This is a genomic window from Rheinheimera faecalis (assembly GCF_021290965.1).
GTDB classification, from domain to species: domain Bacteria; phylum Pseudomonadota; class Gammaproteobacteria; order Enterobacterales; family Alteromonadaceae; genus Pararheinheimera; species Pararheinheimera faecalis.
The window spans coordinates 126,328-139,232 of the sequence record NZ_JAJOYT010000005.1 but is presented as its reverse complement, the minus strand read 5'-3'; the positions used below and the strand labels follow the sequence as shown (position 1 = coordinate 139,232).

Annotated in this window: 11 protein-coding genes; 3 read left to right on the top strand and 8 right to left on the bottom strand. The window is 46.7% G+C overall.

Annotated features, from left to right (window positions below; all coding sequences use genetic code 11):
- Positions 1-47 precede the first annotated feature (47 nt).
- Both LSG34_RS10820 and LSG34_RS10815 read left to right on the top strand, forming a co-directional pair.
- Positions 48-1,394, top strand: a complete 1,347-nt coding sequence (locus LSG34_RS10820) for a sodium-dependent transporter (RefSeq protein ID WP_233009111.1) — start codon at positions 48-50, stop codon at positions 1,392-1,394.
- Between the two features lie 270 nt (positions 1,395-1,664).
- Complete coding sequence (locus LSG34_RS10815; RefSeq protein ID WP_233009110.1) at positions 1,665-2,612, top strand: lysylphosphatidylglycerol synthase domain-containing protein; 948 nt, start codon at positions 1,665-1,667, stop codon at positions 2,610-2,612.
- Positions 2,613-2,621: 9 nt separating this feature from the next.
- Here LSG34_RS10815 and LSG34_RS10810 read toward each other — a convergent pair whose 3' ends face one another.
- From LSG34_RS10810 to sstT, 8 genes are all read right to left on the bottom strand, one after another.
- Positions 2,622-3,005 (bottom strand): LETM1 domain-containing protein, encoded by a 384-nt coding sequence (locus LSG34_RS10810; protein WP_233009109.1) that lies wholly within the window; start codon positions 3,003-3,005, stop codon positions 2,622-2,624.
- A gap of 142 nt (positions 3,006-3,147) precedes the next feature.
- On the bottom strand, positions 3,148-3,918 hold the full coding sequence (gene cysQ, locus LSG34_RS10805; protein WP_233009108.1) for a 3'(2'),5'-bisphosphate nucleotidase CysQ: 771 nt from the start codon (positions 3,916-3,918) through the stop codon (positions 3,148-3,150).
- Entirely contained in the window at positions 3,918-4,511 is a 594-nt protein-coding gene (gene cysC, locus LSG34_RS10800) for an adenylyl-sulfate kinase (protein WP_233009107.1), read from the bottom strand. The genes cysQ and cysC overlap by 1 nt, the downstream gene beginning before the upstream one ends.
- Before the next feature lie 9 nt (positions 4,512-4,520).
- Positions 4,521-6,257 carry an SLC13 family permease gene (locus LSG34_RS10795; protein WP_233009106.1) on the bottom strand — a complete coding sequence of 579 codons (1,737 nt, stop codon included), beginning with the start codon at positions 6,255-6,257 and terminating at the stop codon, positions 4,521-4,523.
- Between the two features lie 2 nt (positions 6,258-6,259).
- Entirely contained in the window at positions 6,260-7,678 is a 1,419-nt protein-coding gene (gene cysN, locus LSG34_RS10790) for a sulfate adenylyltransferase subunit CysN (protein WP_233009105.1), read from the bottom strand.
- On the bottom strand, positions 7,678-8,592 hold the full coding sequence (cysD, locus tag LSG34_RS10785; RefSeq protein WP_053423049.1) for a sulfate adenylyltransferase subunit CysD: 915 nt from the start codon (positions 8,590-8,592) through the stop codon (positions 7,678-7,680). The genes cysN and cysD overlap by 1 nt, the downstream gene beginning before the upstream one ends.
- A 51-nt stretch (positions 8,593-8,643) precedes the next feature.
- Entirely contained in the window at positions 8,644-10,062 is a 1,419-nt protein-coding gene (cysG, locus tag LSG34_RS10780; protein ID WP_233009104.1) for a siroheme synthase CysG, read from the bottom strand.
- Positions 10,063-10,315: 253 nt separating this feature from the next.
- Positions 10,316-11,530 carry a serine/threonine transporter SstT gene (gene sstT, locus LSG34_RS10775; protein ID WP_233009103.1) on the bottom strand — a complete coding sequence of 405 codons (1,215 nt, stop codon included), beginning with the start codon at positions 11,528-11,530 and terminating at the stop codon, positions 10,316-10,318.
- 270 nt (positions 11,531-11,800) lie between these two features.
- Here sstT and LSG34_RS10770 point away from each other — a divergent pair, with 270 nt between their 5' ends.
- Positions 11,801-12,895, top strand: coding sequence for a transglutaminase domain-containing protein (locus LSG34_RS10770; RefSeq protein ID WP_233009102.1), 1,095 nt, complete (start codon positions 11,801-11,803; stop codon positions 12,893-12,895).
- The last annotated feature ends 10 nt before the right edge of the window (positions 12,896-12,905 follow it).

Here is a 12,905-nt window from a genome sequence, read left to right as displayed (position 1 = left end):
CGGGTATAACCAAGTCCAAAAAAACTATAACTACATAAGAGATAAGCATGACTAACTCTACAACACGCGGCAGCTGGGGTTCGCGTATCGGATTTATTTTAGCGGCAGCAGGCTCTGCAGTGGGCCTTGGCGCGATCTGGAAATTCCCTTATGTCGCAGGCGCCAATGGCGGCGGCGTATTCTTATTAGTGTATCTGGCCTGTGTGTTTTCTGTTGGTGTGGTGATGTTGCTGGCAGAAATGATGATTGGCCGTACTGCCAAAAAATCTGCCACTTCAGCCTATCGCGCCATGGGCAAAGGCTATTGGCATGTCGCAGGTTGGCTTTCTGTGCTTGGGGTCTTTTTAATTCTGGGCTTCTACTGTGTGGTAGGAGGCTGGACCATAGCCTATATAGTGCAAACTATTCAGGGCACAGTGTTGACCACAGACGCCAAAGTGTTAAGTGATACTTTTACTAACTTTATCGCTAATCCAACCTCCTCTTTAATCTACACAGCTCTGTTTATGATCATCACAGCAGTCATTGTGATTGCAGGTGTTCAGTCTGGTATTGAACGTATTTGTAAAATTCTGATGCCAGCGCTGTTTGTGTTAATGCTGGTGATGGTATGGCGCAGCCTGACCTTACCAGGTGCGATAGAAGGTGTGATGTACTTTATTACGCCGGACTGGAGCAAATTGAGCATTAAGATGGTGCTGGATGCTTTAGGTTTAGCTGTATTTTCCTTGTCTGTAGGCGCTGGATTAATGGTGGCTTATGGCTCTTATTTAAGTCCTGAAACCAAAGTAGTGAACGCAGGTTTATGGATAGCTGGTTTAGCGACTCTGGCGTCTGTGATGGCTGGCCTGATGATTCTACCTGCAGTATTCGCTTTTAACGTCGACCCTGCTGCTGGCCCGGGTTTAACTTTTATCACTATGCCTGCGCTTTTTGCCCAGATGGCTGGTGGTCAGGTGTTAGCTTTAATATTCTTCTGTTTGCTGCTGTTTGCTGCTGTCACTTCTTCAATCTCTATTCTGGAACCTGTAGTGGCTTTCCTGATTGATGAATATGGCATGGAGCGTAAGACAGCCACTATTTGGGTTGCTGTAGTGAACTATGTGGTGTTAGGTATTCCGGCTGCGTTGTCTTTCGGCGGTGGTATGGAAAGCTATACCATTTTCGGAAAAACCCCATTTGATGCGATGGACTTTATGGCATCTAATGTGTTGATGCCTTTAGGTGGTATGTTTGCAGCGACTTTTGTCGGCTGGCGAATTTGGCCACAAATTAAAGCCATTTTAGCGGGTGAAGTGCCAGCCGCTGTGCAGAAAATTTACTGGTTGTTAGCTGCTGTAGTTTCTCCGGTATTGATTGCGATAGTGGCCATCATGACGATTAAAGGCAGTTAAGTTTTCAGGTAATAGACCGGCAGTTTGAATTCAACATGCCGGTTTTTGTCTTGTTTGCTGTAGTTTTAAGCAACCAGTCACCAAAAAGGACGGCTTAACTTGCCAAAGCCTGTTGTGGATGCTGAGATAGACCCATTGTAATAACCATAAAGTCAGGTTCACTGCTTAACCACAATGGATAATGCAGGACACCTGACACGCAAGACACGTCATGGTTGTGTTACCGTTTTTGCCCACAACGCAAAAACATGCGATCAGACAAGGATTGAGATGATGATAAAAAAAGACTACTTCTGGCCGCTGTTAGGTTTGGCCGCTGTAGCATTTTCAGTCTATGTGCTGCTTGAGCAGCTCAAAGATATCTCCTATGAAGATGTAGTTCTTAGCCTTGAAGCCATTTCTCTGCATGGTTGGCTGATGGCTGGATTAGCAACAGTCTTTGCTTACGTGGCCTTAGCGGGCTACGACAGGCTGGCGTTATCTCATCTGCGTAAAAAAGTATCCTGGACCTTTATTTCCATCGCTTCCTTCACCGCTTATGCTATTGGCCATAACTTAGGTGCTTCGGTATTTTCCGGCGCTGTAGTGCGTTACAGGGCTTATCGCTCGCAAGGCCTAACCGCCGGCGAAGTAGGTATTCTGGTTGCGTTCTGTTCTTTCACTTTCGCCTTGGGCAGTATTTTGTTGGGTGGCATAGCGCTGATGATCGAACCCAGCCTGCCTGCCCATTTTCATAAAGCCATACCTGAATGGATAGCTTTCCTGCTTGGCGCTGGCATGTTGTTTCTGGTGGCTTTGTATTTATGGGGTAGCCTGGCGAAAAAACGCTGTATCAATTTATGGAAGATGAAGCTGGAGTACCCTCGCTTTTCATTGGTTTGCCGTCAGCTGATTGTAGCGCCATTGGAATTATTGGCCGCTGCTGCCATTATTTATTACGCCTTACCCGAACAAAGTAACCCAGGTTATTTTATGGTATTGGGTATATTTCTGGCGTCTTTCTCTGCGGCCTTGTTATCGCATGCACCAGGTGGTTTAGGTGTACTGGAAGTAATGTTTTTATTGGCATTGCCTGAAGTGAATCCGGCCGATGTGATTGCTGCGTTACTGGTATTCCGCTTATTTTATCTGCTGATCCCTTTTGCTATTTCGTTGATTATTGTGGTGTGGTTTGAACAGGACCAGTTGCTGAAAAAATTCAGAAGCTCAAAGAGTTAAGAACTGCAACTAAGATTCGTAATCCGGTAGCTTTTTCGGTTTATCTGCTTTGGGCTGAAAGGAGCTTGGCAACACTTCTATGCCCAGCTTGCGGCCGAGTTTAATTAGGATAGGAATAGTTATAGGCGCAAAAGGTAACACGGCGAATATGCCCAAGCCTGTTGCTCTTAACACGTCCACCAATTGGTGATTGGCAAAACGCATTTCAGCCTGGGTGGCTTTGCCCTGTAAAGAGCGCTGATAAATAATCAGCATGCGTCTGGTTTCATCTGTTTCCTGCGACAAGGCCATTCTGAGCCGAATCATGCTAAAGCGAATACGCGACATACTTTTACGCCGTTGTAACCGCAATACCCGGATCGGAGCCTTGTGCAACCGACTTAACAGATTCATACCCACCTCAACTGCCTTATCCTTACCCAAGATAACTGAAGTCAAGACAGCTGTCGCTTCAAGTTCAAGGGTGTATACATTATCGGCTGCTTTGGTAAGACAAGACAGTATTATTTTGTAGCATTTAGTTTAACTCACTGAATTATAAGGCGCTGACCAGAAAATTTGGGTTTTTCAGATTTTCTCTGTGATAAGCCGGATTGGCTATCCCCTGATACTCCACCTGGGCACCTGCGACTTTAGCTATCACATGACCTGCGCCTGTATCCCACAGCATAGTAGGGCCAAAACGTGGATACAAATGCGCACTGCCTTCAGCCACTAAGCAAAACTTCAGCGAACTACCTACAGCTATCAGTTCATGTTGTGGGAAACGGCTTAAATAGTCTTCCACATCAGCGCTGTAATGGCTGCGACTGCCGACCACTTTCACTACCTCACCGGCTGATGGCGTTAATGCCACCCTGATAGTTTCTGTTAGGCCATCTTGTTGTCGGGTTGCACCTAAACCTTCAGCTGCTGCATAGGTTTTATCCAGCACTGGTGCGTGAATTACGCCCAGCACAGGCTCACCTTGCTGAATAAGGGCGATGTTAACGGTGAATTCGCCGTTACGCTTAATAAACTCTTTGGTGCCATCTAAAGGGTCAACCAGCCAGTATTCTGTCCACTGCTGACGTTCTGACCATGGAATATCAGCCGCTTCTTCGGATAACACAGGCACATGCGGCGTTAACTTATTCAGTTCAGCCAAAATCAGGTGATGAGCGGCTAAATCAGCTTCGGTTAAAGGCGAGTCATCGTCTTTTTGTTCAACGCTAAAGTCACGCTGATAGACAGTTAAAATGGCTTCACCTGCAGCAACAGCTATACGTCGTACTTGCTGCAATAAATCCTGTGTCAGTTCCAACATTAGCTTAGCACTCCTTTTTCAGTCAGTAAGGCAATCAGTTGATCAACACTTTGCTCCAGACTTTGCTGTGCTGTGTCTATCGTTAGATCCGGTTGCTCCGGTGCTTCATAAGGATCGGAAATCCCGGTGAAGTGACTGATTTCACCACGTCTGGCTTTTTGATACAAACCTTTGACGTCACGCTGCTCGCACACATCCAAAGAGGTGGCGATATAAATCTCTAAAAACTTACCTTCCGGCAGGCTGTTTTTTATTGCCTGACGCTGGGCACGGTAAGGCGAAATAAAGGCGCTCAAAACCACCAAACCAGCGTCCAGCATTAAACCTGCTACTGCACCTACCCTGCGGATATTTTCGGTGCGGTCGGCTTCACTAAAGCCTAAATCAGCACATAAACCATGACGCACATTGTCGCCATCCAGCAAATAACTATGCACTTTACGTTTTACTAATTCCTGCTCTAACGCGTTGGCCACTGTGGATTTTCCTGCGCCGCTTAATCCGGTAAACCACAATACAACGCCCTGATGACCGTTTTGTTGCTCACGATCGGCGCGGCTGATTTGATAGTTTTGCCAAACGACCTGACTCATAAAAATTCCTTACAGCGACTGAAAAGGGAAAAACAATGGAATTAAGGCTAATACAGCTATCGAATAGGCCAGCGCCATAGGCAAACCCACTTTGACATACTGGCTTAATTTGTAGTTACCGACTGTATAAACCAGCAGATTGGTTTGATAACCCCATGGCGATATAAAGCTGGCACTGGCACCAAACAGTACCGCCATAATAAAAGGCATAGGGTCGATACCAAAAGCTTTCGCCAAACTGATAGCCAAAGGACAAGCCAAAGCAGCGGCAGCATTATTGGACATCAGCTCCGTCAGTATCAGCGTGAAAAAATACAAAGCGGCTAAAGCCCAGAATAAATGGTAACCAGTAAATACCTGCAACAAGCCCTGCCCCAGCAGTTCAGATACACCAGTATTTTCCATCGCCTGCGACAACACCAAAGCACCACCTACAATCAGCACTATATCCAGTGGAAAACGCCGCCTGACTTCCTGCAAACTGATAATGCCTGTCGCCATTAAACCTATCAGTAATAACACCAGCCCTTTGAGTAAAGGTAGCTCGCCAGTCATGGATAAACCAATCACAGCAACAAAAGCAGATAACACACCCCAGCTGCGGCGCAAGGATAAACGGGTCGCCGAATCAACGCCGTTTACCAATAAAAACTCTTTATTGAGTTTGCTGTTTTGATGAAAGGTTTTGCCCGGCACCAGCAATAAGGTATCGCCGGTTTGCAGCACTATAGAACCTAAACCGCCCTGCAGGCGTTCCTGCCCACGTTTGACTGCAACTACCACAGCATCAAACTCTTCACGAAATTTGGCGTCTTTCAGAGATACGCCATTCAGGCTCGACGAATGGCTGATAATAGCTTCCACCAACGCCTGACCATTCATGCTGTGATGGCCATACAAAGTCAGACCCTGAATTTCCTGCAATAAAGCCACAGATTCCATATCACCGGCAAAGAGTAATACATCCCCTTGCTGCAAGCGGTCGTCCGGGCAAACAGGCGCTATATTCTGATCACCCCGCACTATTTCGGCTAAAAACAACTTCCGTAGATGCCGAAGGCCTGCTTCACCTATAGTTTTTCCAATCAGTACTGAGTCCGCACTTAAACGCGCTTCAAGGAAATACTGCAAGTCGGCTTCATCTACTGTTTTTTCAGTGACAGGCAGACGGTCTGCAATCAGCCACATCATCAACATACCAGACAGCACCACTCCAGCACCTACGGCCGTTGTAGTGAAAAACTCGAGTAAGGGCAAACCGGCTTTATCTAAAAAGCTGTTGACCACTAAGTTGGTGGAGGTGCCAATCAAAGTAAGAGTGCCACCAAAAGTGGCCGCAAAAGCCATAGGCAACATCAGCTTGCTTGGGGCAAACTTCTGACTACGTTTAATAGCACCAATTAAACTGGCGACTACTGCGGTATTGGCAGTAAATGACGACAACAAGGAAGTGGACACCCAAAGCCGGGTGAGTACGGTACGTAAGCCGCCGTTGTTAAGCTGCTGCCCTACCCAACTGATCAGCCGGGTTTTCTCCAGCGCTATAGACACCAGCAATAACAACACCAATGTTAATAACGAGGAGTCGGTAAAACTGGCGGCAAATTGTTGTACGTTGAGCAAGTCCGTCAGATAAGTCAGTACGGCCACTGCTCCAAATACCCAGGCGGCCGATAGCCGTGTCAGGGTCAGCAGGGCAATCAACCCTGCCAAAATAGCGAATACGCCGTACTGCTCCAGACTCATGCTCAGCCTTTTTTCAACTGGCTTAAATCCAGTGCCTGCCAGTGTGGGAAATGTTTACGCACTAAGGCATTCAATTCCAGTTCAAACTCACTGAATTCAGCTTTACTGCTGACGCTGGCCAAAGCGCTGTCGACCATACCAGCACCCACAGTGATATTGCTGATGCGGTCGATAAAGATAAAACCACCTGTATCACGGTTTTGCGCATAAGGGTCAAACACCACAGCTTCGGTCAGTTCCAGCTCAACCAGCGCTATGCTGTTCAGCTCCAGCTTGTCGGCCTGATGTTCCGCTAGCGTATTCACATCTATGCTGTGTGCTATAGCTGTGACTTTACCGCTGACCTTTTTTGTCGCCAGTTTGATGTTGTAGCTTTTGCCAATCAGCAACGGTTCTTCATGCATCCAGACTACTTTGGCCAGAATACGGTTGGATACCGCTGCATGATGAGTGGCAGGCACTATTACATCACCACGGCTGATATCGATTTCGTCTTTTAATGTCAGAGTCACGGCCTGGCCTGCAACTGCTTCCTGCCATTCGCCATCAAAAGTGACAATAGACTTAATAGTGGAGCCTTTGCCTGAAGGTAAAGCCACAATGGCATCACCTACTTTAAAGCTGCCGCTGGCGATAGTACCGGCAAAACCACGGAAGTTCAGGTTAGGGCGGCTGACATACTGCACCGGCAAGCGGGCTTCGGCTTGCCAGTTAAAACCTGTGACAGGAGCCTTTTCTAACAAGCTCAATAAAGGACCGTCCTGATACCAGGGCGTTTGGGTTGAGCTATGCACTACATTGTCGCCATTCAGGGCTGACAAAGGCACAAACTGAATAGAAGGCACGTTCAGCTGTGCAGCAAATTGCAGGTAATCCTGTTTAATTTGCTCAAAGCGCTGCTGGTCAAAACCTAATAAATCCATTTTGTTGATGGCAACCACAAACTGTTTGATGCCCAGCAAAGAACAAATAAAACTATGACGACGGGTCTGAGTTTGCACGCCATAACGGGCGTCCACCAGAATAATAGCCAGGTCACAGTTCGACGCGCCTGTGGCCATATTGCGGGTGTACTGCTCATGGCCTGGGGTGTCGGCAATAATAAACTTACGTTTGTCGGTGGAAAAATACCGGTAGGCCACGTCTATGGTAATGCCCTGCTCACGCTCAGCCTGTAAACCATCGACCAGCAAAGCTAAATCTATGGTTTCACCTGTGGTGCCATGGGTTTTGCTGTCTTTATGCAAAGCCGCCAGTTGGTCTTCATAAATCTGCATACTGTCATGCAATAAACGACCGATCAGCGTACTTTTACCATCGTCGACTGAGCCGCAGGTTAAAAACTTCAGCAGCGATTTATGCTGTTGCTGCTCTAAGTACTGCTCAATGCCTACTTGGGCTAATTCATTGGCGACTGACATCAGAAATACCCCTCACGTTTTTTCTTTTCCATAGAACCACTGGAATCGTGGTCAATCACCCGGCCTTGTCGTTCACTGGAAGTCGACAACAGCATCTCTTCAATAATACCTGTCAGGCTGTCGGCAGAAGACTCGATAGCCCCCGTCAGCGGGTAACAACCTAAAGTACGGAAACGCACCAGTTTTTGCTCTGGTACTTCACCAGGATTCAGTGGCATACGTTCGTCGTCCACCATAATCAAAGTGCCGTTGCGCTCAACCACAGGGCGCACCGCAGCAAAATACAGCGGCACTATGTCGATTTTTTCCTGATAGATGTATTGCCAGATATCCAGCTCAGTCCAGTTCGACAGCGGGAATACACGAATACTTTCGCCTTTATTCACCTGACCGTTGTAGGTATGCCACAGCTCAGGACGCTGATTTTTCGGATCCCATCTGTGGTGTTGGTCGCGAAATGAATAGACCCTTTCTTTCGCTCGGGATTTTTCTTCATCACGGCGGGCGCCACCAAAAGCAGCATCAAAACCGTACTGATCCAGCGCTTGTTTTAAGCCCTGGGTTTTCATCACGTCAGTGTGTTTCGAGCTACCGTAGGTAAATGGATTCATATCCATAGCAACACCTTCCGGATTGATATGCACCAGCAAATCAAAGCCATATTGTTTCGCCACTTTGTCACGGAACTCGATCATCTCGCGGAATTTCCAGCGGGTATCAACATGCAAGAGTGGAAACGGAATTTTGCCCGGATAAAAAGCTTTGCGCGCTAAATGCAGCAGCACAGAGGAATCTTTACCTATGGAATACAACATCACCGGATTATCAAATTCGGCCGCTACTTCGCGGAAAATCTGGATGCTTTCAGCTTCCAGTTGTTGTAAATGTGTCAGAGGTTTGACTGGCTGGCCCATAGGGTCTGCTCCCATTAAGTCTGTAAAAAAGAGTTCTAAAACAAAAAGTGTTTAAATTCTGTTGGTTAAAGGCTGCTGAGCCTGCTGATCAGGTCTGTCACCAAACCAGTTTAATTTCTGCTGTAAGGCCACCACTTCACCAATAATCAACAAAGCGGGTGACTGCACCTGATGCTCTGCGACTAAAGTGGCCAGCTGGCTGAGCTGTCCGGTAAATACACGCTGATCGGCTCTGGTACCGTTTTCAATAACAGCCACAGGAATATCTGCAGCACGGCCAGCGGCCAATAACTGCTGCTGAATATGTTCTACTTTCATCAGGCCCATATAAATCACCAGCGTCTGGTTTGGCCGGCTTAAACTTTGCCAGTCCGGTTCAACACCATCTTTACGGCAATGACCAGTGACAAACTGCACGGCCTGGGCATAATCCCTGTGGGTTAAAGCAATACCGGCATAAGCGGCGCACCCTGCGGCTGCAGTAATACCTGGCACCACCTGAAACGGGATCTTATGAGGTAACAGCACTTCAATTTCTTCGGCGCCACGACCAAAAATAAAAGGGTCACCGCCTTTGAGTCTGCATACTTTTTTACCTGATAAAGCTAAAGAAACCAACAAGTTATTTGTTTCTTCCTGAGCTACCGAATGCGCACCGGCTTTTTTACCTACACAAATCAATTCAGCGTCACGACGCACCAGTTGCATAATAGGCTCTGAGACTAAATAGTCGTACACCACAACATCAGCCTGTTGCATCAGTTGCAGTGCTTTTAAAGTCAGAAGCTCAGGATCGCCAGGGCCAGAACCTACTAAATAGACTTCCCCCTGAGTCGGGATTTCACGCTCTAATAAAGCTTCTAATTGCTGCTGCGCCAGATCCAACCTATTGGCCTGCACTTCACGCACTATGGAGGAGTCAAATACCCGCTCCCAAAACTGGCGACGACCGGCAAAACCTGAAATCTTTTGTTTTACTTTGTCACGAAAGGACCCCACTAACTGAGCCAGCGGGCCTAAATGTGCAGGTAATATAGCTTCGAGTTTTTCCCGCAAACGCCGCGCCAAGACTGGTGCAGTGCCCGCACTGGAAATGGCGATCAGGATAGGGCTGCGGTCGATAATGGCAGGAAAAATAAAACTGCAGTTCGGTTGATCATCCACAGTATTGACCAGAATATTGCGCGCATCAGCAGCCTCAAACACAGACTGATTGACTGCATCATCATCAGTAGCGGCTATCACCAGCACATGTCCGTCAATGTGTTCAGGTGCAAAACGGCTTTCAATTAAGGTTGCTTTGCCCTGTTGCTGCCACTCTTTGAATTCATCTGAAAAGTAAGTGGCCACTACTGTTAAACGGGCGCCGGCTTTTAGCAAAGTGCCCGCCTTACGCAATGCCACATGACCAGCACCCACCAGTAACACAGGTCTGTTATTCAATTGGGCAAAAATAGGCAAATACTGCACTTGAGGCTCCTGCTGTATGGACAGCACTTTGATACAACTATGCTCTGATTTGGTTAGAGTGGCGACCTCAATCAAAGCTTTTTAATCTGAGCCTGCATATTAGACGTCTAAACGTCTTTTTTACAATAATGGATATCGATCTCTTATAACTAAATGGAATGAAGGAGTAATAAAAAAGGGTGGACCAAATAAATATGGCCCACCCTTTTTAACATTAGTTATGCATGACTAATGTTCTCAGTCCTTTTCATAGTCAGACTTTTTGGCTTTGACAGACTGCGGCAGTAAAAACCACATCAGTAGAACTATTCAGCGCAGTTTCAGCGCTGTCCTGAATCACACCAATAATAAAACCAGTGGCCACAACCTGCATCGCCACTTCGTTTGGAATACCAAATAAGCTACAGGCCAGAGGGATCAACAATAAAGAACCACCAGCTACTCCAGAGGCGCCACAAGCAGAAACAGCAGCGAGCACACTTAATAAAATAGCGCTGGCAAAATCTACCTCTATACCCAATGTATTTACAGTCGCCAATGTCAGCACTGTGATGGTAATAGCTGCCCCTGCCATATTGATGGTCGCGCCCAGCGGAATGGACACACCGTAAATTTCTTCGTTGAGTTTCAGCTTTTCACACAACTGCAAATTGACCGGAATATTGGCGGCTGAACTGCGGGTAAAAAACGCAGTCACGCCACTTTCACGTAAACAGGTAAAGACCAGCGGATAAGGGTTAGAACCTGTTTTAGCAAACACCAGCAGCGGGTTCACCACAAAAGCGATAATCGCCATAGCGCCTAACAGCACAGCAATCAGTTGACCATAACTGGCTAAAGCAGCAAAACCTGTAGTGGCTATGGTATCTGCGACTAAACCCAAAATACCAAAAGGTGCCAAACGGATAATAAAACGCACTAAAGAGGATACGCCATGTGAAAGGTCAGAAAAGACTAATTTGGTACTTTTACTGGCATGTTGTAGCGCCAGACCTAAACCCACAGCCCAGGCCAAAACGCCAATGTAGTTGCCAGCAATCAAGGCATTGATAGGGTTATCCACTACTTGAAGCAATAAAGCTTTTAATACTTCACTAATACCTTCAGGTGCAGCAATAGCTTCAGGCACAGCCGTCAGTACCAGCGTCGTTGGGAACATAAAACTTAACAGCACAGCGACCACTGCGGCTAAAAAGGTACCAAACAGATACAGCACCAGCACAGGTTTGATACTGCCACTTTCTGAAGCTTGTTTATTGGCAATAGCTGAAGCCACCAGCACAAACACCAATAAAGGCGCTATAGCTTTTAACGCTTTGACAAATAAGGTGCCCAACAAGGATAAGTTTTTTGCCAGTTCAGGCGATACCACAGCCACCAGCACACCTAATAAAATACCAATAATAATTTGTGGCACTAACCCTAATTGCAGAAGTTTTTGCCATGGACGGGATGGACTGGATGTCATACGGACTCTCTGTTGCTGCTGTGGTGCGCGCCACAGTTATAGGAATAAGTGCCCGATTTTGCCTTGAATCTGCTAGCGGGGCAAGTCGGAGTTCTCGAAGCTTCATAGCAGCCAGAGATAAAACAGGGACTTTAATTTCACTGAAGCGGATGTTAGCTTATAGCAAAGTATGAGTTGGACGAATGGACTATGTCACTGACTAAAATTATTCTGCTTTTTTGTATTCTTACATTGTCAGGTTGCGCAACGCAAAAGGCGTCGCCAAAGGTTATGCAGCTGCCGGCAACATCCGCCAGTCTGTTCCGACAACCTGAAAGCCTGCCACAATTGAAGCAACTGTTTTACCTGAACGACGAGCAGCAGCAGGATTTTTTAGGTTATTTTCATAGCCAGGAGCAAGCCACTTATACGGCTGAATACCGACTTTACAATTATCTGCAAAATAAGCTGATGTACTTTACCTACGAAGGCGCCAATAACAGCGCGCAGCTTGCTCTGGAGCAACGAAGAGGGAACTGCATGACTTTGGCGTTGGTCACTTCGGCGCTGGCAAAACTGGCCAATATTGAAGTGGGTTACAAAGTGATTTATCAGGAACCTTTGATTGATTACAAAAATAACATTTTCATCAGTTCAAACCACATCCGTACTTATCTCTACAAAGCAACGACGAAGCAGGAAAAAGGCAAGCTGTTGCTGCAAAGAGGCGCACTGATTATCGACTACTTCCCGGATAACACTCATTTAACAGGGCAGGACATTCAGGTTGCCCGCTTTCACGCCATGCTGTTCAGCAACCTCGCAGCAGACGCCTTGCTGCAAGGCGATAGTGATAAAGCGTTCTTTTTAAGCCAAAAAGCCTTAGAGCAGGACCCCACCTATAATCCTGCTGTGAATATGACGGCATTAATGTATCACCGGAAAAATGCCTATGCAGAAGCAGCTCAATGGTTTGATTATGGAATGAAGCTCAAAGATAACCGTATCACTCTACTGACCAATTACCGGGATCTGGCGATAAAAATGGATAACCAACAACTGCTGGAAAAAATCAATCAGCAACTGCTGACCAATGAGGATGACAATCCCTACGCTTGGTTAGCTTTAGCCATAGATGCTGAACGTAATCAACAATTCAGCCATGCCAAACGCTATTACGAAAAACTACTGGAAAAAGCGCCCTACCTGCATAAGGCTAACCTGGCGTTAATCAGCTTGTACCTGAAGGAAAAAAACTTCAAATCAGCTCAACGCCTGGTGGAACAAGCTATGGATTATGCCTATGAACCCGAGCGTCGGGAGTTTTATAACACTAAGCTGGCAGCTCTGAAACAACACAGGCAAAGCCTCGACAAATCAGATTAAGCAAAACTGG

What these genes read in the sequence shown, in the direction of transcription:
- LSG34_RS10820 (WP_233009111.1), top strand. Translation starts at nt 48, where the DNA reads ATGACTAACTCTACAACACGCGGCAGCTGGGGTTCGCGTATCGGATTT.
- LSG34_RS10815 (WP_233009110.1), top strand. Translation starts at nt 1,665, where the DNA reads ATGATGATAAAAAAAGACTACTTCTGGCCGCTGTTAGGTTTGGCCGCT.
- LSG34_RS10810 (WP_233009109.1), bottom strand. Translation starts at nt 3,005, where the DNA reads ATGAATCTGTTAAGTCGGTTGCACAAGGCTCCGATCCGGGTATTGCGG.
- cysQ (WP_233009108.1), bottom strand. Translation starts at nt 3,918, where the DNA reads ATGTTGGAACTGACACAGGATTTATTGCAGCAAGTACGACGTATAGCT.
- cysC (WP_233009107.1), bottom strand. Translation starts at nt 4,511, where the DNA reads ATGAGTCAGGTCGTTTGGCAAAACTATCAAATCAGCCGCGCCGATCGT.
- LSG34_RS10795 (WP_233009106.1), bottom strand. Translation starts at nt 6,257, where the DNA reads ATGAGTCTGGAGCAGTACGGCGTATTCGCTATTTTGGCAGGGTTGATT.
- cysN (WP_233009105.1), bottom strand. Translation starts at nt 7,678, where the DNA reads ATGTCAGTCGCCAATGAATTAGCCCAAGTAGGCATTGAGCAGTACTTA.
- cysD (WP_053423049.1), bottom strand. Translation starts at nt 8,592, where the DNA reads ATGGGCCAGCCAGTCAAACCTCTGACACATTTACAACAACTGGAAGCT.
- sstT (WP_233009103.1), bottom strand. Translation starts at nt 11,530, where the DNA reads ATGACATCCAGTCCATCCCGTCCATGGCAAAAACTTCTGCAATTAGGG.
- LSG34_RS10770 (WP_233009102.1), top strand. Translation starts at nt 11,801, where the DNA reads ATGCAGCTGCCGGCAACATCCGCCAGTCTGTTCCGACAACCTGAAAGC.